The organism is Vogesella indigofera (assembly GCF_003633895.1).
Classification (GTDB): domain Bacteria; phylum Pseudomonadota; class Gammaproteobacteria; order Burkholderiales; family Chromobacteriaceae; genus Vogesella; species Vogesella indigofera.
Window position 1 is genome coordinate 101829 of the sequence record NZ_RBID01000019.1, and the last position, 21264, is coordinate 123092.

The window sequence follows — 21264 nt, forward strand, 5'->3', positions numbered from 1 at the left end:
ACCATGCGCACCGCTACCGTTACCCGCAATACCCTGGAAACCCAGATCACCGCCACCGTCAATCTCGACGGCAGCGGCGTCGGCCGCTTTGATACCGGCGTGCCGTTTCTCGATCACATGATGGACCAGATCGCCCGCCACGGCCTGATCGACCTCGACATCACCGCGCGCGGCGACCTGCACATCGACGCCCACCACACCGTCGAAGACATCGGCATCACCCTGGGCCAGGCCTTTGCCAAGGCCATCGGCGACAAGAAGGGCATCCGCCGCTACGGCCACGCCTACGTGCCGCTGGACGAGGCACTGAGCCGTGTGGTGATCGACCTGTCCGGCCGCCCCGGGCTGCAGTACCACATCCCGTTTACCCGTGCCGCCATCGGCGGTTTCGACGTCGACCTGTTCAGCGAATTCTTCCACGGCTTCGTCAACCACAGCATGGTGACGCTGCACATCGACAACCTGCGCGGCGTCAACAGCCACCACCAGGCGGAGACGGTGTTCAAGGCCTTCGGCCGCGCGCTGCGCATGGCGGTGGAGTTCGACGAGCGCATGGCCGGCATCACGCCGTCGACCAAGGGGACCCTGACCGCATGAAGGTAGCCGTCATCGATTACGGCATGGGCAATCTGCACTCGGTGCTGAAGTCCGTGCAGAGCGTCAACGACATCGGCGCCGACATCTTCCTGACCTCCGATCCGGAGCGGGTGGTGACGGCGGACAAGGTGGTGTTTCCCGGCCAGGGCGCGATGCCGGACTGCATGCGCGAACTGAACGCGCACGGCCTGGCCGAGGCGGTGCGCGAAACCACGCAGACCAAGCCGTTCTTCGGCATCTGCGTCGGCGCCCAGCTGCTGTTCGAGCGCAGCGAGGAGGGCAACACCCCCGGCCTCGGCATCTTCAAGGGCGAGGTCAAGCGCTTTGCGGCCAACCTGCGCGACGCGCACGGCGAGCGCCTGAAAGTGCCGCACATGGGCTGGAACCGCGTGTTCCAGACCGTGGCACACCCGCTGTTTGCCGGCATCGAAGACGGCGAGCGTTTCTATTTTGTGCACAGTTACCACTTCGCACCGCAGGACCCGCAGCTGACGCTGGCACAAAGCGAGTACCCCGACCGGTTTTCCTGTATCGTCGGACGTGGCAATATCTTTGCCACCCAATTTCACACCGAAAAGAGCCATCGCGCCGGACTTCAGATGATGAAGAACTTCCTGGCCTGGGATGGCACTGTTTAACTTACCGAAGATTCTGTTCGCACCATGCTGCTGATACCTGCTATCGACCTCAAGGATGGTCAATGCGTACGCCTGAAACAGGGCGTGATGGACGACGCCACCGTTTTTTCCGACGACCCGGTCAAGGTCGCGCTGCACTGGCGTGACCAGGGCGCCCGCCGCCTGCACCTGGTGGATCTGAACGGCGCCTTTGCCGGCAAGCCGAAGAACCTGTCGGTGATCCGCGACATTCTCGGCGCGGTCGGCGACGACATGCCGGTACAGCTCGGCGGCGGCATTCGCGACCTGGATACCATCGAGAAGTACTTCGATCTGGGCCTGAAATACGTGATCATCGGCACCGCCGCGGTGAAGAACCCGGGCTTCCTGCACGACGCCTGCGACGCCTTCCCCGGCCAGGTGATCGTCGGTCTTGACGCCAAGGACGGCATGGTCGCCATCGACGGCTGGGCCAAGGTCACCACCCACAACGTGATCGACCTCGCCAAGCGCTTCGAAGACTACGGCGTGAACTCGGTGATCTACACCGATATCGGCCGCGACGGCATGATGAACGGCGTCAACATCGACGCCACCGTCAAGCTGGCGCAGGCACTGACCGTTCCGGTGATCGCCTCCGGCGGCCTGACCAATCTCGACGACGTGCGCAATCTGTGTGCGGTGGAGAGCGAAGGCATCGAGGGCGCCATTACCGGCCGCGCCATCTACGAAGGCAGCATTGATTTTGCCGCCGCGCAGGATCTGGCCGACGAACTGTCCGAAGCCTGAGGCAGTTTGCAATCACCTCCAAGGTTGGCCGCAAGCGCTTGCGGCCAACCTTCAGTACAGAACACCATGTCTCTAGCCAAACGCATTATCCCCTGCCTGGACGTGACTGCCGGTCGCGTGGTCAAGGGTATCAATTTTGTCGGCCTGCGTGACGCCGGCGACCCGGTCGAAATCGCCAAGCGCTATAACGAGCAGGGCGCCGACGAGCTGACCTTCCTCGACATTACCGCCAGTTCCGATGACCGCGACCTGATCCTGCACGTGATCGAGTCGGTGGCGGAACAGGTGTTCATCCCGCTGACGGTGGGTGGCGGCGTGCGCCAGGTGGCCGATATCCGCCGCCTGCTCAATGCCGGTGCCGACAAGGTCAGCATCAACACCGCGGCGATCACCAATCCCGACCTGGTGCGCGAGGCCGCCGACAAGTTCGGCAGCCAGTGCATCGTGGTGGCGGTCGACGCCAAGGCGGTGTCGCCGGCCAACGACCGCTGGGAGATCTTCACCCACGGCGGGCGCAAGGCCACCGGGCTGGATGCGGTGGAGTGGGCGGTCAAGATGGCGGAATACGGCGCCGGCGAGATCCTGCTGACCAGCATGGACCGTGACGGCACCAAGATCGGCTTCAACCTGCCGCTGACGCGGGCGGTGTCGGACGCGGTACCGGTGCCGGTGATCGCCTCCGGCGGCGTCGGCAACCTGCAGCATCTGGTGGAAGGCGTGACGCTGGGCAAGGCCGACGCGGTGCTGGCCGCCAGCATCTTCCATTTCGGCGAGTACACCGTGCGCCAGGCGAAAGAAGCGATGCGCGCCGCCGGCATCGAAGTACGTTTGTAAAGGTTGGCCGCAATGACTGCTCCGAACTGGCTGGATGAAGTGAAGTGGGACGACAAGGGGCTGGTGGTCGCCATCGCCCAGGATGCCAACACGGGCCGCGTGCTGATGGTCGCCTACATGAACCGTGAGTCGCTGCAACTGACTGCAGAAACCGGCATCGCCCACTACTGGACGCGCTCGCGCCAGAAACTGTGGAAAAAGGGCGAGGAATCCGGCCACCTGCAAACGGTGAAGGAACTGCGCCTCGACTGCGATGGCGACGTGATCACCATGCAGATCGAACAGGCCGGCGGCATCGCCTGCCACACCGGTCGCGAAAGCTGCTTCTACCGCGTGCTGCGCGACGGCGAGTGGCAGGTCACCGACGCGGTGCTCAAGGATCCGCACGCCATCTACGGTGTGCATCAGCACTGAGCCGCAGGGCAAGGGTTGCCCCTGCTACGCCTTGTTATCGAATTGTCACAGAATCGACATATACTGGCCGCGCTGACGGTTTGAAAGGATGCACATGATTGCCGCTGACGTATTACAGCACATTGGTGACACGCTGGAAGCCCGCAAGGAATCCAGCCCCAGCTCGTCCTACGTGGCTTCGCTGTTCCACAAGGGCGAGGATGCGATCCTGAAGAAAGTGGCGGAAGAGGCGGCCGAGGTGCTGATGGCGTCCAAGGACAAGGACCGCCTGCATCTGGTGCGCGAAGTGGCCGACCTGTGGTTCCACACCATGGTGCTGCTGGCGCATCACGGCCTGCGCCCGGAAGACGTGCTGGTGGAGCTGAAGCGCCGCGAGGGCATCTCCGGCCTCGACGAAAAAGCCGCACGCAACCCGCAGCCCTGAGGCGGAGAGAGTAGACATGAGCGATTGTATTTTCTGTAAGATTGCGGCCGGCGACATCCCGGCCAACAAGGTATACGAAGACGACGACGTGGTGGCCTTCCACGACATCAAGCCGGCCGGTGATGTGCACTTCCTGCTGGTGCCGAAACGGCACGTCGAATCGCTGGCGCACTGCAGCGCCGACGACGCGGCGATGCTGGCCAAGCTGATGCTGCTGGTGCCGAAGCTGGCCGCAGAACAGGGGCTGGCGGGCGGCTTCAAGACCGCGATCAACACCGGGCGCGGTGGCGGCCAGGAAGTGTTCCACCTGCACGTACACGTCTACGGCAACAAATAACCATGCGACGCAGCGCGTCCGTTCAACATTGAGGTAGTGGTCATGGGTTCTTTTAGCATCTGGCACTGGCTGATCGTTTTGTTGGTGGTGGTACTGGTATTCGGTACCAAGAAATTGCGCAATATCGGCCAGGACCTGGGCGGCGCCGTCAAGGGCTTCAAGGAAGGCATGAAGGGCGAGGAAGGCGACAAGCCGGAACAGGGCGGCCGCGTGATTGATGTCGATCCCGACAACAAGAAGTAAGCAGCGTGTTTGATATCAGCTTCGGCGAACTCCTGATTGTCGGCGTGGTGGCCCTGATCGTGCTGGGGCCGGAACGGCTGCCGACCGTCGCCCGTACCATCGGTGCGCTGGTTGGCCGCGCGCAGCGCTTTGTCGCCAGCGTCAAGGCCGACATCCATCAGCACAGCCAGATGGCCGGTTTTGACGACCTGAAGCAGGACGTGCAGCAGGCAGCCGACGCCTTCCGCAGCCAGATCGAGAGCGAGGTCGCCGGCGTGCGCGAGCTGTCGCAGCAGATCGGGCAGACGGCGCAGGCGGTGGAGCAGGAGGCCGGCCAGCTGCTGGACGAGGCGGCACGGCAGATCGCCCCGCCGGCCGAGCCTGGCGACGACAGCCCCGCCGCGACCGCCGCGTCGCCGGCCGCGGTGGCGGACGATAACCAGCTGGATCTTTTCAATACTGCGCTGCCTGCGGCGCAGCCTGACAACCCTGTGGTCAAAGTGCGCGAATGAGCGATCAACAACCTTTGCTCGCGCACCTGATCGAGCTGCGCAGCCGTGTGGTGCGCATTACGCTAGGCATCGTGGTGTGCTTCCTGGCGCTGTTCCACTGGTCCGGCGACATCTACCACCTGCTGGCCAAACCGATGCTGGACGTGCTGCCGGCCGGCACCAACATGATTGCCACCGACGTGACCGCGCCGTTCTTCGTGCCGGTCAAGGTCACCATGCTGGTCGCCTTCCTGCTGTCGCTGCCCAATACCATGTACCAGATCTGGGCCTTTGTCGCGCCCGGGCTGTACAACCACGAGAAGCGGCTGGTGCTGCCGCTGGTGATCTCCAGCGTGCTGCTGTTCTTTGTCGGCATGGCCTTTGCCTACTTTGCGGTATTCCCGGTGGTGTTCGGCTTCATGAGCGCGGTGACGCCGGAAGGGGTGTCGATGATGACCGACATCGACAAATACCTGTCCTTCGTGCTCGGCATGTTTGTCGCCTTCGGCGTCACCTTCGAGGTGCCGATCGTGGTGATCGTGCTGCATCGCATGGGTGTGGTCAGCCTGGCGCAGCTGCGCGAAGGCCGCCCCTACGTCATTGTCGGCGCCTTCGTCATCGCCGCGGTGGTGACGCCGCCGGACGTGCTGTCGCAGATCATGATGGCGGTGCCGCTGTGGCTGCTGTACGAAGCCGGCATCCTGATGGCGCTACTGACCGGTCGCCAGACGGAGGTGAGCCATGACTAATGCCCGCCTGTTCCACTGGGGCGCGGTTTGCAGCCTGATCGCGCTGATCATGCTCAGCCTGGCGTGGGAGCTGGTGCTGGCACCGTTGCGTCCCGGCGGCTCCTTCCTGGTGCTGAAGGCGGTGCTGCTGTTGCTGCCACTGATGGGGGTGCTGCGCCAGCGGGTCTACACCTACCAGTGGTCCAGCATGTTCATCCTCGCCTTCTTTGCCGAAGGCGTGATGCGCGCCTGGTCCGACAGCGGGCTGTCGCAAACCCTGGCGCTGGTCGAGGTACTGCTGACGGTGTGCTATTTCGCCAGTGTCGTGCTTTTTGTCAGGGCCATCCGTTTACAGCAGCCCTGAACCGGGTTTTGTGCAGCAAAAAGCCAGCTTCCTGTAAGCTGGCTTTTGTTATTGGCGCCGCGTACGGCGTTCAATTGAAATCATTTGTTTATAATCAATCAAAAGATATTTGCAAGTTGGCCATGCCGTGCTAATAATGATGCCGGTTGCCAATGCCGGCCGCAGCTTTCGTTGCCCACGAAGACCCAAAGGCGATGCCTTGACAAAGACCGCATATGAATAATCAGGAACACAAAGGCGCACAGGCGGATATTTCGCAACGTGCCACCCATCTGGATCCCTTGCTGGACTGCCTGTTCGAACTGACACGGCAGCACGGCATCACCACCACCCGCGACTCGCTGATTGCCGGCATTCCGCTGGAAGAACAGCGGCTGACCCCGGCGATGTTCTCGCGCGCGGCGCGCCGCGCCGGCCTGGTGTCGCGGGTGCTGCGCAAGCCGCTGAACGAGCTGCCGGCGGCGCTGTTGCCGGCGGTGCTGCTGCTCAACGGCAATGACGCCTGCCTGCTGCGCGAGATCGACGCCGACGGCAACTACTACATCAGCCCGGCCGAGCTGCCGGAAGCGGTGCAGGTGCTGAGCGGCAGCGAGCTGGCCGCGCGCTACAGCGGGCTGGCCATCGTGGTCAAGCCGCGTTTCCGCTTCGACAAGCGGGTGCCGGAGCTGAACAAGGCGCGCACCCAGCACTGGTTCTGGCACGCCATCCTGCAGGGGCGTCCGCTGTACCGCGACGCGCTGATTGCCGCCTTCTTCGTCAACGTGTTCGCACTGGTGTTTCCGCTGTTCTCGATGAACGTGTACGACCGCGTGGTTCCCAACATGGCGTTCGACACGCTGTGGGTGCTGGGGCTGGGGGTACTGCTGATCCTGGTGTTCGACTTCATCCTCAAGCTGACCCGCGGTTACCTGATCGACCTGGCCAGCAAGCGGGTGGACGTGATGCTGTCGGCGCTGATCATGGAGCGCGTGCTCGGCATCCGCATGGAGGCGCGACCGGCCTCGGTCGGTGCCTTTGCGGCCAACCTGCGTGCCTTCGAGACGGTGCGCGACTTCATCGCCTCCGCCACGGTGACCACGCTGGTGGACGTGCCGTTCGCGCTGCTGTTCGTGTTCGTGATCTTCTGGATCTCGCCGTGGATGGTGTTGCCGCCGCTGGTGGCGATCCTGCTGATGCTGCTGCTGGCGTTCACGGTGCAGGGCCAGATGCAGGAGCTGACCGAGACCACCTTCCGCGCCTCGTCGCAGCGCAATGCCCACCTGGTGGAAAGCCTGGTCGGCCTGGAAACCATCAAGACCCTCGGCGCCGAAGGCGTGCTGCAGGGGCGCTGGGAGAAGGCGACGCTGTTCCTGGCGCAGGTCGGCAGCCGCCTCAAGTTCCTGTCGGCGGTGACCATGAACTTCGCCGGCTTCATCCAGCAGCTGATGTCGGTGTCGATCATCATCATCGGCGTCTACCTGATCAAGGAGGGGCTGTCATCGGTCGGTGGCCTGATCGCCTGCACCATGCTGGCCGGTCGCGCCATTGCGCCGATGGGTGCGGTGGCCGGACTGATGACACAGTTCAACAACGCCAAGTCGTCGCTGGATTCGCTGGAAGGACTGATGAAAATGCCGGTGGAGCGCGAAGAGGAAGCCACCTTCTTCCATCGCACCCACTTCAACGGCGACATCGAGTTCTCCAACGTGTCGTTCACCTATCCCAACAGCCCGCTCGGTGCGCTGCACAATGTGTCGTTCCGCATCCGTGCCGGTGAAAAGGTGGCCATCCTCGGCCGTGTCGGCTCCGGCAAGTCCACCATCCAGAAGCTGATCATGGGCCTGTACCAGCCGCAGCAGGGCTCGACCCGCATTGACGGGGTCGACCTGCGCCAGATCGATCCGGCCGAGTTGCGCCGCAACGTCGGCTACGTGTCGCAGGAGCCGGTACTGTTCTACGGCACGCTGCGCCAGAACATCAGCATGGGCCAGCCGCACGTGCACGATGCCAGTATCGCCGCCGCGGCGGATCTGGCCGGGCTGAGCGAGTTCGTCAACAGCCATCCGGAAGGTTTCGACATGGTGATCGGCGAGCGCGGCGAATCGCTGTCCGGCGGCCAGCGCAAGGCGATCACCATCGCCCGCGCGCTGCTGAACGCCCCGCCGATCATGCTGCTGGACGAACCGACCAGCAATATGGACCACAGTACCGAGGCGGCGATGAAGCGCACCTTCGAGAAGATCATGCCGGGCAAGACCATGGTGCTGGTGACGCACCACACCGCACTGCTGGATCTGGCGGATCGCATCATCGTGATCGATCAGGGCCGCATCCTGGCGGATGGCCCGAAAGCAGAGGTGGTCCAGGCCCTGCAACAAGGCAAGATCGGAAGGGCACAAGTATGAAAAAACTGCTTAACAAACTGTGGCAAACGTCGCAGGCCAAGCGCAGCCCGCTGGTGCGCCGCGTGCTGGACTGGACCACGGCGGAAGACCTGCAGGACCGCCAGGATTTTGCCGCCGACGCCGAGTGGGCGATTCTGGAACAGAATCCGCAACGGCCGCGCATGTTCATCTGGGTGATCGGCCTGTTCCTGGTGTCAGCGCTGCTGTGGTCGGCGTTCGCCACGCTCGACGAGGTGGCGCGCGGCGAGGGCAAGGTGGTGCCGACCAGCCAGATCCAGCATCTGCAGAGCCTGGATGGCGGCGTGGTGTCGAAGATCCTGGTGAAAGAGGGCGATATCGTCGAACGCGGCCAACTGTTGCTGCAGGTCGACAACACCCGTTTCGTGTCCTCGCTCAACGAAAACCAGTCGCAGGTACTGTCGCTGCAGGCCAAGGCCTCGCGGCTGCGGGCGCTGGCCGAGGGCAAGCCGTTCTCGCTGCCGCCGGAAGTGACCAGCCAGGCGCCGGAAATCGCGCGCCAGGAAATGGATCTCTACCAGTCTAAACGCATGGAGCTGGACGCCAACGTCTCCATCGCCCGCCAGCAGCTGGCGCAGCGGACCGAAGAGCTGAACGAGGCGCGCGCGCGGCGCGAACAGGCCAACCAGGGGCTGGAACTGACCATGCGCGAGCTGACGGTGACGCGACCGCTGCTGAAATCCGGCGCGGTGTCCGAGGTCGACGTGTTGCGGCTGGAGCGTGATGTATCGCGCTATCGCGGCGAACGCGACATGTCCAATGCGCAGGTGCCGAAGATCCAGTCCGCGATCAGCGAGGCCAACCGCAAGATCCAGGAGGTGGAACTGGCATTCCGCAACCAGGCCAGTACCGAACTGTCGGAAACACTGGCCAAGCTGAGCACGCTCGGCGCCGGCAGTGCCGCGCTGCAGGACAAGGTCGACCTCACCGAGATCCGCTCGCCGGTGCGCGGCGAGGTCAAGCGCCTGCTGGTCAACACCGTCGGTGGCGTGGTACAGCCGGGCCGCGACATCCTCGAGATCGTGCCGCTGGATGATTCGCTGCTGATCGAGGCCAAGGTCTCGCCGCGCGATATCGCCTTCCTGCACCCGGGGCAGCCGGTGTTTGTCCGCTTTACCGCCTATGACTCCACCATCTACGGCGGCCTCAAGGGCAAGCTGCATCAGATCGGTGCCGACTCCATCACCGACGACAAGGGCAATACCTACTACGTGGTCAAGGTCAAGACCGATGCCGCGCACCTGAGCGAGAAAAAACTGCCGATCATCCCCGGCATGGTGGCGGAAGTCGACATCATCACCGGGCACAAGAGCGTGCTGAACTACCTTCTGAAACCGGTATTACGTGCCAAAGCACAAGCCCTGAGCGAACGCTGATATGCCGACACTACTCATCACCAGCAGTCCCTCGTTGCAGCAACACTTGCAGGCCGCCCTGGACCGCGAGCTGGAAGTGTACGACTCCTTGTCGGCACTGGCCGAGCAGCCGCAGCGCTGCGCCCAGGGGGTGGTGTGGGTGGATGCCGACAATCAGGATGAAGCGTTGCTGGGGCGGCTGTGCCGCGGCGATTTCGGCCATGCCCGCGTGATCGTGCTGAGCAGTACGCCATCCGATCGCCAGGCGGTACAGTGGCTGGGGGCGGGGGCGGCGGGTTTCCTCAACGCCTTCTCGCAGCCGGAAACGCTGCGGCAGGTCAGCGCGGTGGTGGCGGCGGACGGCATCTGGGTCGGTGTCGGCCTGATGCAGCAATTGTGCGCCCGTTTCGGACAGGTCGCCCGCACCGACAGCCCGCTGCTGGAACAGCTGACCGAGCGCGAACGCGAAGTGGTCGGCCATCTGCGCGAGGGCAAGAGCAACAAGCAGATCGCCCGCGACATGGACATCTCCGAACGCACGGTCAAGGCCCACCTCACCGCCATTTTCGGCAAGCTGGGGGTGCCGGACCGGGTGCAGCTGCTGCTGAAACTGTCCAGCTGACGCGTACTGCCCTTTAGTACAACTCCCTTCAGTACCATAGCCGGCCCCCACGCTCACCTCTACAACTAGAGAGTCAACAACGAGTGTGGGGGTTTTATCATGGCTACCGCTACCAACATTGTCCAGGGCAAGGTCGTCGCCATCATCGGCAAGATCATTGCCATCGCGCCGGACGGCAGCGAGCGCATCCTGAAACTGGGCGACATCGTGGCCACCGGCGACCGCCTGATCATCCCCGCCGACGGCGTGATCGAGCTGCAGTCGGCCAGCGGCAATATCGTGCGTATCGCCGAAGCCCGCGACCTCACCATTACCGATGACGTGTTCAACACCGCCTCCGGCGATGCCAGCGATGCGGCCATCGCCACGCTCAGTCCGGAAGCCGAGCAGGCCCTGGCGGCACTGGAACGCGGCCAGGATCCGTTGCAAGAGCTGGAAGCCACCGCAGCCGGCCTGGCGGCAGGTGGCGGCGAGGATGGCGGCAACTCCTTTACCCGCATCGGCCGCGTGGCCGAGGGCATCAGCCCGCTGTCGCTGGACAACGGGCTCGACAGCGGCAACCCGCCATTGCAACAGGCCTCGCTTGGTGACGCCGTGCTCATTCCGGCAACCCCGAGCATTCAGGTGGGCCAGCCGGGCATTGCGACCGGTGATGTCACCGTTGAAGAGGGTCTGGATGCCGTGTTCGGCGTCAGCATCACCGGAGCCGCCGCCGGCAGCAGCCTGGTGCTGGTTTTCGGCAATGGCTCGGCCGTCTCGCCGGCCGACTACGCCGCCACCGCTTTCCAGTACAGTACCGACGGCGGGGTCACCTGGACGGACTACACCGGCGCCATCGCGATCAGCGCCGGCGCCAGCCAGTTGCTGGTGCGCACCAGCACCGTGGACGACAGCGTGGATGAGGCCAACGAGAACTTCACCCTGAGTGCCACCTTGAGCAGTGGCGGTGCCAATTACAGCGACAGCGCCGCCGCGACCATCGTCGACGACGACGTGCCGACCATTCGTTTTGGCAATCCGGAGGCGGAAAGCGGCGACATCACCGTGCCGGAAGGCGATCCGGCCACCTTCGAACTGCACGTCACCGGCGCTGCCGCCGGCAGCACGCTGCAGCTGACCCTGGCCGACGGCACGGCGCTGAGCCCGGCGGACTACGCATCCGGCAATTTCCAGTACAGCACCGACAATGGCGTCAGCTGGACGACCTACAGCGGCGCCATCGCGCTGGCCGCCGGCGACACCGATCTGCTGATCCGTACCACCACGGTCGGCGACAGCGTCGACGAAGCGAACGAAACCTTCACCCTCGGCGCCACGCTGAGCAGCAACGGCAGCAGCTACGGCGACAGCGCCACCGCGACCATCGTCGACGACGACATCCCGACCATCTTCTTCGGCGAGAGCGACACTGCCAGCGGCGACATCACCGTGCCGGAAGGCGAGCCGGCGACCTTCGCGCTGCACGTCACCGGCGCTGCCGCCGGCAGCACGCTGGTGCTGACGCTGGCCGACGGCACGGCGCTCAGCCCGGCGGACTACGCTTCCGGCAGCTTCCAGTACAGCAGCGATGGCGGCGGCAGCTGGACGACCTACAGTGGCGCCATTACGTTGGCCGCAGGCGATACTGACCTGCTGATCCGCACCACCACGGTCGGCGACAGCGTCGACGAAGCGAACGAAACCTTCACGCTCGGTGCCACGCTGAGCAGCAACGGCAGCAGCTACGGCGACAGCGCCACCGCGACCATCGTCGACGACGACATCCCCTCCATCTTCTTCGGCGAGAGCGACACCGCCAGCGGCGACATCACCGTGCCGGAAGGCGATCCGGCCACCTTCGAACTGCACGTCACCGGCGCCGCCGCCGGCAGCACGCTGGTGCTGACCCTGGCCGACGGCACCGCGCTGAGCCCGGACGACTACGCTTCCGGCAGCTTCCAGTACAGCAGCGATGGCGGCAGCAGCTGGACGACCTACAGTGGCGCCATCGCGTTGGCCGCAGGCGATACTGACCTGCTGATCCGCACCACCACGGTCGGCGACAGCGTCGACGAAGCGAACGAAACCTTCACGCTCGGCGCCACACTGAGCAGCAACGGCAGCAGCTACGGCGACAGCGCCACAGCGACCATCGTCGACGACGACATCCCCTCCATCTTCTTCGGCGAGAGCGACACCGCCAGCGGCGACATCACCGTGCCGGAAGGCGATCCGGCTACCTTCGAACTGCACGTCACCGGCGCCGCCGCCGGCAGCACGCTGGTGCTGACCCTGGCTAATGGCACGGCGCTGAGCCCGGACGACTACGCTTCCGGCAGCTTCCAGTACAGCAGCGATGGCGGCAGCAGCTGGACGACCTACAGCGGCGCCATTACGTTGGCCGCAGGTGATAGCGACCTGCTGATCCGTACCACCACGGTCGGTGACAATGCGGAGGAGATGGATGAAACCTTCACGCTCGGTGCCACGCTGAGCAGCAACGGCAGCAGCTACAACGACAGCGCCACCGCCACCATCATCGACGATGACACCCCGACCATCTTCTTCGGCGCGAGTGAAACGGCCAGCGGCGACATCCTGGTGCCGGAAGGCGATCCGGCCACCTTCGAGCTGCACGTCACCAGTGCCGCCGCCGGCAGCACGCTGGTGCTGACCCTGGCCGACGGCACGGCGCTGAGCCCGGCGGATTACGCTTCCGGCAACTTCCAGTACAGCAGCGACGGCGGCAGCAGCTGGACGACCTACAGCGGCGCCATCGCGCTGTCCGCAGGCGACAGCGACCTGCTGATCCGCACCACCACGGTGGAAGATAGTGTCGACGAGGCAAACGAAATCTTCACTCTCGGCGCCACGCTGAACAGCAGTGGCAACAGCTATGGCGACAGCGCCTCCGCTACCATCGTCGACGACGACATCCCGAAAATATTCTTCGGCGCGAGCGACACGGCAACCGGCAACATCCTGGTGCCGGAAGGCGAGCTGGCCACCTTTGAGCTGCACGTCACCGGCGCCGCCGCCGGCAGCACGCTGGTGCTGACCATGGCCGACGGTACGGCGCTGAGCCCGGCGGATTACGCATCCGGCAACTTCCAGTACAGCACCAACAATGGCGTCAGCTGGACGATCTACAGCGGCAGCATTGCCTTGGCCGCCGGCGAGACCGACCTGCTGATCCGTACCACCACTGCGGAGGATAGCGTCGACGAGGCCGATGAAACCTTCACCCTCGGCGCCACGCTGAGCAGCAATGGCAGTAGCTACAATGACAGCGCCACCGCCACCATCGTCGACGACGATATCCCCGTCATCTTCTTCGGCGCGGCGGCGACAGAAAGCGGCAACATCACCGTGCCGGAAGGCCAGCTGGCCACCTTCGAGCTGCACATCACCGGCGCCGCTGCCGGCAGCACGCTGCAGCTGACCCTGGCCGACGGCACCGCGCTGAGCCCGGCGGACTACGCTTCCGGCGGCTTCCAGTACAGCAGCGACGGCGGCAGCAGCTGGACGACCTACAGCGGCGCCATCACCTTGGCCGCAGGCGACAGCAACCTGCTGATCCGTACCACCACGGTGGATGACAGCAGCGACGAAGCGAACGAAACCTTCACCCTCGGCGCCACGCTGAGCAGCAACGGCAGCACTTACCAGGACAGCGCCACCGCGACCATCGTGGATGACGACTACCCGCCGCCGGTGCTCTACGGTGATGACGGTGCCTGGCTAATGAACTACAGCTCCCAGCATCAGTCGTTCGATATTAAAGCCAAGGACGGTGACATCACCTTGTTTGCCGGCCGCACCATCCACTGGGACATCTGGGTCGACGATATCAGTGCTGTCGGGCTTACCCTGCTGGCATTGTCCTTGCCAACCGGCACCACCGGCTACTGGGAAAAGTTGTACACCGCCAATGGCGACACCCTGTTCCGCTTCTACCTGACCGCCGGTGATACCGATGTGGTGATGGACCAGAATGACCAGTTCAAGCTCCAGTTGCTTGGTGATGACCTCTCCAGTAGTAGCAACGTACACATCATCAACTCGGACGAGTACGTGAGGCCGCATAACAACTATCAGGGTGACTATGCCACCGACTTTGACAGCGCCACGGCGGGCAATGGTGCCGACCGTGACTGGCTGAGCAGCGACACCGATGGTGGTGAGTTTGCGGTCAGCGGCCCGATAACCGTAGCCGGGCAGACGCTGGATGCGCAGGGCGGCAACGACATGATCTACGGCACGGTCGGTAACGATACCCTTACTGGCGGTGACGGCGACGATTTCATCGATGGTCGTGCCGGCAGCGATACCCTGTATGGCGGTGCCGGTAACGACGTGCTGATGGGCGGGCTGGGCAATGACACCCTGTACGGCGGTGATGGCAACGATGTGCTGTATGGCGGTTTCGGCAATGACACGTTGATTGGCGGCGCGGGCAGCGACACCTTCAAGTGGAGCCTGGGCGATCAGGGGCTGGGTGGTGGTGCGGCTACCGATATCGTCAGCGTGAACGACTTCAAAACCAGTGAAGGCGACTCCCTTGATCTGCGCGACCTGCTGCAAGGAGAAAACAGCAGTAATCTGCAGCAATACCTGCACTTCAGTGCAGACGGCAGCAACACGTTGGTCCAGATCAGCTACAGCGGCGAATTCAATGGCAGCAACTATGGCACGGCCACCGATCAGCAGATTGTGCTGACCGGCGTGGCACTGGACTCCCTGGCCGGGGTAGGGGCGACCGATCAGCAGATCATCGACATGCTGAAAAACAATTCCAACCTGAAAACGGATTGAGGCAAGGGGAAAAGGGGAACAAAAGGCCGGCAACGGCTTGATAGCAGTCAGCATTCACTGGCTGCTATCAGGCCGTTGCCGGTCTTTTTTGTTATCCGAGGTTGGGCTTGCGGCCAACCTCACTTAAACTGGAACAGCAATTGCTAGTCTGCGTACAACTTTTGCCGGAGCGTTGCTGTGAATAACATACCGATGCGGGATTCCCTGGTACTGAACTCCCACTTTCAGCCCATCTATAGCCTGGCGCACCGGCGCACGGTCGGCATGGAGGCGCTGCTGCGGGCGTCGGAGAACGAGGTCTCGCTGTCGCCGCTGGAGGTGTACCAGCGTTATATCCGCCGCGACGAGCGGGTGGCGATGGATCTGGCGGTGTGCGCCGCGCACTGCCAGCGTTTTGCCGCCGCCGGCCATGCCCAGCGCTGGCTGTTCCTCAATGTCGATGCCATGACGCTGTCCGATCCGGACTATGCGACGCAACTGGGTATCATCATCGCCGAGTCTGGCATCGCGCCGCAGTCGGTGGTGCTGGAGGTGCTGGAGCAGGCGATCGAACTGGATGCGCGCCTGCTGGAGGGCGTGGCGCTGTTGCGGGAGCAGGGCTGCCTGCTGGCCATCGACGATTTCGGTGTCGGCCACTCCAATATCGACCGGGTGTGCAGCCTGGAGCCGGATTTCGTCAAGTTTGACCGCCACCTGCTGCGCAGCGCGGTGACCCAGCAGCGCACGCGCACCCTGTTGTCGCGTCTGGTGCGGCTGATGCACGAAATTGGTGCGCTGGTGGTGGTGGAGGGCGTGGAAAGCGACTCCGACGTGGTGGTGGCGCTGGATTCCGGCTGTGACTTGGTGCAGGGCTACTACGTGGCACGCCCTGCGGCGGTGCCGGACAGCGACCAGCTGATCACGCCGCGGCTCGATGCCAAGTGGGACGAGCTGATGAACCGCGAACTGCTGCGTCGCAAACTCAATCGCCGCCAGATGGAACTGTCGCGGCAGGCTTTTGTGCAGACGGCGATCGCGCTGATGCAGGGCAGCGAATTCGAGGTGGCGGCAAAACCGATGTTGCAGTTGCCGGACGTGATCCGCTGCTTCCTGCTGGATCAGGAGGGCCGCCAGCAGGGGCGCAACCTCAATTCCGGACGCAACAACATCGGCGACAGCCTGCGCTTCTCCCCGCTGGAGGACACCACCGGCGCGGTGTGGTCGCGGCGCGCCTATTTCCAGCACGCCATCGACCAGCCCGGCGTGCTGTACATGAGCGAGCCCTACCTGTCGATGACCGATACCCGCATCTGCGTCACGCTGTCGATGGCGATCGAGATCGACGAGGTGCAACACGTGCTGTGCAGCGACGTGCTGATGCCGGGGGTGGGGCGCAGCCTGTAGCCGTTGCCGGTACCCAGCAAAAAGGCGACTCGCGAGTCGCCTTTTTCATTGCCGTGGTGCTGTTTAGTTGCCGGGCTGGATGCTGGCTGCCGGTGTCTCGGCCAGCGTCTCGAACAGTGTGACCACCTGCTGCACGCCGCTGGTACGGCTGGCGACATCGGCGGCGGCGGCGCCTTCGCTGGCGGTGACCAGACCGAGCAGGTAGACCACGCCGCGGTCAGTCACTACCTTGATCGCCTGCGGCGGGTAGCCCTTGCCTTCCAGCAGGCGGGTGCGCACCTTGGTGGTGATCCACAGGTCGTTGTTCTTCTGTGCCAGCGTTGCCACCGGAGCTACCACCAGGTGGTTGTAGACGCGCTGCACGTTCGGCGTGCCGCGCACCACCATCTCGATTTCCTGGCGTTGCGCCTCGCTCAGCGCCTCGCCGCTGATCAGCACTGCTCGGTTGTAGCTGGTGATGCTGATGCGGGCGCCGGCAAAGCGCTCGCTGCTCTGGCGCAACGACTTCAGCTCGATGGCCTGGTCCTCGACATAGGCGCCGCTGGTACGGCGGTCGCTGGCGACCAGCGCACCGGCGGCCACGCCGCCGGCAACCAGCGGGAAACAGGCACTGAGACTGGCGGCGGCGCTGCTGGCCAGCAGCAGTGCGAACAAACGGTTTTTCATCATTCTCCTCCCAGCAACATGCAATCGATGGCATCGCACAGTGCATGGATCAACAAGATATGGACTTCCTGAATGCGCGCGGTGCGCAGGCTCGGCACATTCAGGTGGATGTCTTCCGGTGACAGGATTTCCGCGATCTGGCCCCCGTCCTTGCCGGTGAGGGCAATCACGCCCATGCCGCGTTCGTGCGCGGCATAGATTGCCTCGATGACGTTGGCGGAGTTGCCGGAGGTGGAGATCGCCAGCAGCAGGTCGTTGTGGTGGCCCAGTGCCCGCACCTGCTTGGAAAAGATCATGTCGAAATCGTAGTCGTTGCCGATGGCGCTGAGGATCGAACTGTCGGTGGCCAGCGACATCGCCGCCAGCCCCGGGCGTTCCTTCTCGAAGCGGCCGATCATTTCCGCGGCAAAATGCTGCGCGTCGGCGGCGGAACCGCCGTTGCCGCAGGCGAGGATCTTGCCCTCGTTCATCAGGCTGCTGACCATGCGCTCGGCGGCCAGCGCCACGGCCGGCGACAGCTCGTCCATCACCTGCTGCTTGATGGCGATGCTTTCAAGGAAGTGTCCGCTGACACGTTCGATCAAATCCATGTGATTCCTTTGGTCGGTGGCGCTTAAGCGAAAATGTTCTTCAGCCACTGCGCTTGTTCGCCGCCATCGAACAGCACGGCGTCGAAACGGCAGGGGGCATCAATGCGTTTGCTGCTGAGGTAAAGGTTGGCCGCAGTGTGCAGCTTGTGCTGCTTGGCGCTGCCGATGCTGGCGGCGGCGCCGCCGAAGTGGGCCGATTGCCGGGCGCGTACTTCGACGAACACCCAGTAGGCGCCGTCGCGCATCACCAGATCCAGTTCGCCCTGCCGGCAGTGCCAGTTGCGTTCCACCAGCGTCAGCCCCTGCTGCTGCAGGAAACGGCAGGCCAGCGCTTCGTAGTGGTCGCCACTGGCCTTGCTCATTGCGACTCGCCGCGAATGGCGGTCGGCAGCTCGCGCTGGATTACCCAGTCCTTGCCCAGTTGCAGGTCGCCGGTGACGCCGCGCAGGCGGATGCTGGCCGGATTGCGGCTCTGCCCCAGCGCCTTGCCGAGGCGGAAGGCATCCACTCCCAGCGCATACAGGCGCTCGGTGGCCTTGGTCAGCGGCGTGGCCGGCCGGGCGATGCCGGCGGCGTCCGGGTGATTGGGCATCAGGAACCACGGCATGTCGACGAAGCGCACGCCGTCCAGTGCCGGCGCCGCTTGCCGGGTATTGATCAGTGAGGTGGCGTAGGCGGCCAGCTCGGCCGGCAGTAGCGCGCGGCTGGCCTCGGCCTCCTTGTCGTCCAGTGCCAGGAACACGCTGTCGGCACCGGCCAGCAGCGTGCTCAGCTGCGCGCCGTCCGGCTGCGTCATGTTCAGTTCCAGCGGCGCGCTCGGATGGCGCTGCGTCCAGCTCTCGCTGAAGGCGGCGCGCAGGCGCGTAGACAGCGCATCGTTATTGAACAGCACCAGCGGTGCCTTGCGGCCGTCGTCGCGCATCATGCGCGCGATCTGGCGCGCCTCGCTCTCGACCGCCAGCGACAGGCTCCATACCTTGCCGCCGGCCGGTGCCTTGCTCAGCGTATTCAGCACCAGCGTCGGCACGCTGGCTTGCGCCGCCACGTTGGCCGCACCCTCGCGGGTCAGCGGTCCGACGATCACGTTGGCGCCGGCGGCCAGCAGCTGCTGGTAGCCCTTCACCGCGTCGTTCTCGCTGGCCAGCGCGACGAAGCTGAGCTGGACGTTGCTGTCCTGCTGCGCGGCGGCATCGAAACCGGCCTTCACCACCTGGGCAGCATCACCCAGCTGCGGTGCCTCCACCGGCAGCAGCAGCCCCAGATGCAGGCGTGGTTTGTTGTCGCTGAGCTTGGCGGCAGGCGTGGCGGGTGCCGCGACGGCAGGGCTGGCCAGCGGCGCGGAGGCAGCGCTGGCGCCGATGTTCCGGAGCGTTTGCTGATTTTGCTGAAGGATATAGCCCGGCGACTGTGCAGCGGCTACACTTGCCGCCATTAAAACGGCTGTGCCGGATAACCAGGGAGCCAAAACGTGCAGACAATGCTTGATCACTTGATGAATTCTGCCCAGGAAACGTTTGTCAACGGGTCATTATATGTGCTGGCCACGCCGATTGGGAATCTGGCTGATGTGACACTGCGCGCCATTGCCGGGTTCCACGCCGCGGACATCGTTTTGGCGGAAGATACCCGCGTCACCGGCAGCCTGCTGGCCGCCTACGGCATCAGCAAGAAACTGGTCAGTCTGCGCGAACACAACGAGCGCGAAATGGCGGCCAGCGTGATCCGCTGGCTGCAGGAAGGCAAAATCGTGGTGCAGGTATCGGACGCCGGCACGCCGGGCATTTCCGACCCCGGTGCCCGTCTGGCGCAGGCGGTGTGGGCCGCCGGCCTGCGCGTGGTGCCGGTGGCCGGCGCCTCGGCGGTGATCGCCGCCTTGTCCGCCAGCGGGCTGGATACCGCGCGCTTCCTGTTTCACGGCTTCCTGCCGCCCAAGCGCGGCCAACGTTGCAAGACGCTGCAGCAATGGCAGGACGCCGACTACGCGGTGGTCTGCTACGAGGCGCCGCACCGCATCCTGGAGTGCGTGGAAGACGTTGCCGCCACCCTCGGTGCGGAACGGCCGCTGATCCTGGCGCGCGAGCTGACCAAGACCTTCGAGACCTTCCTGCGCCTGCCGGCGGCGGAACTGGTCGAGCGCATCCGCAGCGACAGCAACCAGCAGCGCGGCGAGTGCGTGCTGATCATCGACGCCGCCGCGCCGGTGGCACAGACGGCGGACAGCCTGCCTGCACCGGCGCTGGCGCTGCTTGCCGAGCTGGCGGCGGTGCTGCCGACCAAGCAGGCGGCGGCGATTGTGGCGACGCATTACGACCTCAACAAGAAGCAGCTGTACGAGCGCGCGCTGCAGCTGAAAGTGGCGGACTGAGCTTTACAAGGCGTAACACCGCTTATACAATGCGCGTCTTGGATTTTTTCGCCCGGGTGGCGAAATTGGTAGACGCAGGGGACTCAAAATCCCCCGCCGCAAGGTGTGCCGGTTCGAGTCCGGCCCCGGGCACCACGAAAAAATCTGAAGTACCGCATCAAACCCGCACAGCACAAGGCTCTGCGGGTTTTTTGTTGTCCGCTTGCCGCCGCCAGCGGTTCCCGGCCGCTTGCGCTGGGTCGCCACCGCGCAGTTGCGCTTGCCGTTTTCCTTCACATGGCGGCGACACGAAACAGCGAATGCCACGGGACGAGGCCATCTCGATGCTCCGGCGTTACGGATCGCGGCAGCTGGGTGTGCTTCGGCTATAACACAGCGCAGGGTGGCCACACGCTGAGCGGTCAGCGGGTCCGTGCCGATACGGCCAAGCGGCCTGCCGGGACACGTTATCAGCCGCGGCCTGCTTAATTCATCCGCAACAGGATTGTCCATGTCACTTGTCGATACCCATTTGCATCTGGATGCGGCGGAGTTTGCGGCCAACCGTGCGCAGCTGTGGCAACAGGCGCGCGCTGGTGGTGTCAGTCATGCCATCGTGCCGGCGGTGATGGCGGATACCTTTGACGAGGTGCTGGCGATGCGGGCGCAGTTCGGCGTCGATGTCGCCTTCGGCCTGCACCCGCTGTACCTGGCACGGCATCGGGACGAGCACCTGGCGCTGCTGGCCGACTATCTGGAGCGGCAGCGTCCGGTGGCGGTCGGTGAGTGCGGGCTGGATTTCTTTGTGCCGGGGCTGGATGCGCAGCAGCAGGAATACTGGCTGCAGGCGCAACTGAAGCTGGCGCGCCGCTTTGAGCTGCCGGTGATCCTGCACGCGCGTCGCTCGCATGACCGCATCCTCAAATACCTGCGTCAGCACAAGGTTCGTGGCGGCGTGGTGCACGCGTTCAACGGCAGCGTGCAGCAGGCGAATGCCTTTATCGAGCTGGGCTTCTGCCTCGGTTTTGGCGGTGCGATGACCTATCAGGGTTCGCAACGCATTCGCAGGTTGGCCGCAACGCTGCCGCTGTCGGCGATCGTGCTGGAGACCGACGGTCCGGACATTCCGCCGGAGTGGGCACCGGCGGTGCCGAATACGCCGGACAACCTGCCCAGGATTGCCGCAGTGCTGGCGGCACTGCGCGGTGTGCCGCTGGCCGACATCGCCGCCGCGACGGCGGCAAACGCGGCGCGAGTGTTCCCGGCCATGCAAGCACCGTAACGCCAGCGC

Annotated in this window: 22 protein-coding genes and 1 tRNA gene; 19 read left to right on the forward strand and 4 right to left on the reverse strand. The window is 64.3% G+C overall.

Features of this window, described 5'->3' with window-relative positions; translation table 11 throughout:
- Positions 1 to 3 precede the first annotated feature (3 nt).
- From hisB to C8E02_RS16010, 16 genes are all read left to right on the forward strand, one after another.
- The gene (gene hisB, locus C8E02_RS15935; RefSeq protein WP_120812434.1) at positions 4 to 597 is read left to right on the forward strand and encodes an imidazoleglycerol-phosphate dehydratase HisB; all 594 of its coding nucleotides are present in this window, start codon (positions 4 to 6) and stop codon (positions 595 to 597) included.
- The gene (gene hisH, locus C8E02_RS15940) at positions 594 to 1235 is read left to right on the forward strand and encodes an imidazole glycerol phosphate synthase subunit HisH (protein ID WP_047968102.1); all 642 of its coding nucleotides are present in this window, start codon (positions 594 to 596) and stop codon (positions 1233 to 1235) included. The genes hisB and hisH overlap by 4 nt, the downstream gene beginning before the upstream one ends.
- Positions 1236 to 1259: 24 nt before the next feature.
- Positions 1260 to 2003 (forward strand): 1-(5-phosphoribosyl)-5-[(5-phosphoribosylamino)methylideneamino]imidazole-4-carboxamide isomerase, encoded by a 744-nt coding sequence (gene hisA / locus C8E02_RS15945; protein ID WP_120812437.1) that lies wholly within the window; start codon positions 1260 to 1262, stop codon positions 2001 to 2003.
- A gap of 66 nt (positions 2004 to 2069) precedes the next feature.
- Positions 2070 to 2837 carry an imidazole glycerol phosphate synthase subunit HisF gene (gene hisF / locus C8E02_RS15950; protein ID WP_047968104.1) on the forward strand — a complete coding sequence of 256 codons (768 nt, stop codon included), beginning with the start codon at positions 2070 to 2072 and terminating at the stop codon, positions 2835 to 2837.
- Between the two features lie 12 nt (positions 2838 to 2849).
- Complete coding sequence (gene hisI, locus C8E02_RS15955; protein ID WP_120812439.1) at positions 2850 to 3251, forward strand: phosphoribosyl-AMP cyclohydrolase; 402 nt, start codon at positions 2850 to 2852, stop codon at positions 3249 to 3251.
- A gap of 94 nt (positions 3252 to 3345) precedes the next feature.
- Entirely contained in the window at positions 3346 to 3675 is a 330-nt protein-coding gene (locus C8E02_RS15960; protein WP_120812580.1) for a phosphoribosyl-ATP diphosphatase, read from the forward strand.
- Between the two features lie 16 nt (positions 3676 to 3691).
- Positions 3692 to 4012: a histidine triad nucleotide-binding protein gene (locus C8E02_RS15965; RefSeq protein ID WP_047968106.1), complete on the forward strand. Its 321-nt coding sequence runs from the start codon at positions 3692 to 3694 to the stop codon at positions 4010 to 4012.
- A 42-nt stretch (positions 4013 to 4054) separates the two neighbouring features.
- Positions 4055 to 4255 (forward strand): Sec-independent protein translocase subunit TatA, encoded by a 201-nt coding sequence (tatA, locus tag C8E02_RS15970; protein WP_047968107.1) that lies wholly within the window; start codon positions 4055 to 4057, stop codon positions 4253 to 4255.
- A 5-nt stretch (positions 4256 to 4260) separates the two neighbouring features.
- A complete protein-coding gene (tatB, locus tag C8E02_RS15975; protein ID WP_120812442.1) occupies positions 4261 to 4746 on the forward strand; it encodes a Sec-independent protein translocase protein TatB in 486 nt (161 codons plus the stop codon).
- On the forward strand, positions 4743 to 5474 hold the full coding sequence (gene tatC, locus C8E02_RS15980; RefSeq protein WP_120812444.1) for a twin-arginine translocase subunit TatC: 732 nt from the start codon (positions 4743 to 4745) through the stop codon (positions 5472 to 5474). Before tatB ends, tatC begins: the two co-directional genes overlap by 4 nt.
- Complete coding sequence (locus tag C8E02_RS15985; protein ID WP_047968110.1) at positions 5467 to 5817, forward strand: DUF2069 domain-containing protein; 351 nt, start codon at positions 5467 to 5469, stop codon at positions 5815 to 5817. Before tatC ends, C8E02_RS15985 begins: the two co-directional genes overlap by 8 nt.
- Positions 5818 to 6032: 215 nt before the next feature.
- Positions 6033 to 8201, forward strand: a complete 2169-nt coding sequence (locus C8E02_RS15990) for a type I secretion system permease/ATPase (RefSeq protein WP_120812447.1) — start codon at positions 6033 to 6035, stop codon at positions 8199 to 8201.
- Positions 8198 to 9595 carry an HlyD family type I secretion periplasmic adaptor subunit gene (locus tag C8E02_RS15995; RefSeq protein WP_047968112.1) on the forward strand — a complete coding sequence of 466 codons (1398 nt, stop codon included), beginning with the start codon at positions 8198 to 8200 and terminating at the stop codon, positions 9593 to 9595. The genes C8E02_RS15990 and C8E02_RS15995 overlap by 4 nt, the downstream gene beginning before the upstream one ends.
- Position 9596: 1 nt before the next feature.
- The gene (locus tag C8E02_RS16000; protein ID WP_120812449.1) at positions 9597 to 10196 is read left to right on the forward strand and encodes a response regulator transcription factor; all 600 of its coding nucleotides are present in this window, start codon (positions 9597 to 9599) and stop codon (positions 10194 to 10196) included.
- A 99-nt stretch (positions 10197 to 10295) separates the two neighbouring features.
- Positions 10296 to 14990, forward strand: coding sequence for a retention module-containing protein (locus tag C8E02_RS16005; RefSeq protein WP_120812452.1), 4695 nt, complete (start codon positions 10296 to 10298; stop codon positions 14988 to 14990).
- 192 nt (positions 14991 to 15182) lie between these two features.
- On the forward strand, positions 15183 to 16373 hold the full coding sequence (locus tag C8E02_RS16010; RefSeq protein WP_120812455.1) for a sensor domain-containing phosphodiesterase: 1191 nt from the start codon (positions 15183 to 15185) through the stop codon (positions 16371 to 16373).
- Positions 16374 to 16436: 63 nt separating this feature from the next.
- Here the strand turns inward: C8E02_RS16010 and C8E02_RS16015 are convergent, their stop codons facing one another.
- Genes C8E02_RS16015 through C8E02_RS16030 form a run of 4 tightly spaced genes read right to left on the reverse strand, consistent with a single transcriptional unit; the run spans position 16437 to position 19061 of the window.
- Complete coding sequence (locus tag C8E02_RS16015; protein WP_120812458.1) at positions 16437 to 17039, reverse strand: BON domain-containing protein; 603 nt, start codon at positions 17037 to 17039, stop codon at positions 16437 to 16439.
- Positions 17039 to 17629 (reverse strand): phosphoheptose isomerase, encoded by a 591-nt coding sequence (locus C8E02_RS16020; RefSeq protein ID WP_047968209.1) that lies wholly within the window; start codon positions 17627 to 17629, stop codon positions 17039 to 17041. The genes C8E02_RS16015 and C8E02_RS16020 overlap by 1 nt, the downstream gene beginning before the upstream one ends.
- Before the next feature lie 23 nt (positions 17630 to 17652).
- Positions 17653 to 17991, reverse strand: coding sequence for a YraN family protein (locus C8E02_RS16025; RefSeq protein WP_120812460.1), 339 nt, complete (start codon positions 17989 to 17991; stop codon positions 17653 to 17655).
- Positions 17988 to 19061, reverse strand: a complete 1074-nt coding sequence (locus C8E02_RS16030) for a penicillin-binding protein activator (protein WP_120812463.1) — start codon at positions 19059 to 19061, stop codon at positions 17988 to 17990. Before C8E02_RS16030 ends, C8E02_RS16025 begins: the two co-directional genes overlap by 4 nt.
- A 60-nt stretch (positions 19062 to 19121) precedes the next feature.
- On the opposite strand from C8E02_RS16030, the gene rsmI reads away from it, so the two are divergent.
- The 3 genes from rsmI (at position 19122) to C8E02_RS16045 (ending at position 21255) form a co-directional block, all read left to right on the forward strand.
- On the forward strand, positions 19122 to 19994 hold the full coding sequence (rsmI, locus tag C8E02_RS16035; RefSeq protein ID WP_238377363.1) for a 16S rRNA (cytidine(1402)-2'-O)-methyltransferase: 873 nt from the start codon (positions 19122 to 19124) through the stop codon (positions 19992 to 19994).
- A gap of 50 nt (positions 19995 to 20044) precedes the next feature.
- A tRNA-Leu gene (locus C8E02_RS16040) sits at positions 20045 to 20129 on the forward strand.
- A 355-nt stretch (positions 20130 to 20484) separates the two neighbouring features.
- Positions 20485 to 21255, forward strand: a complete 771-nt coding sequence (locus tag C8E02_RS16045; protein WP_120812466.1) for a TatD family hydrolase — start codon at positions 20485 to 20487, stop codon at positions 21253 to 21255.
- Positions 21256 to 21264 lie beyond the last annotated feature (9 nt).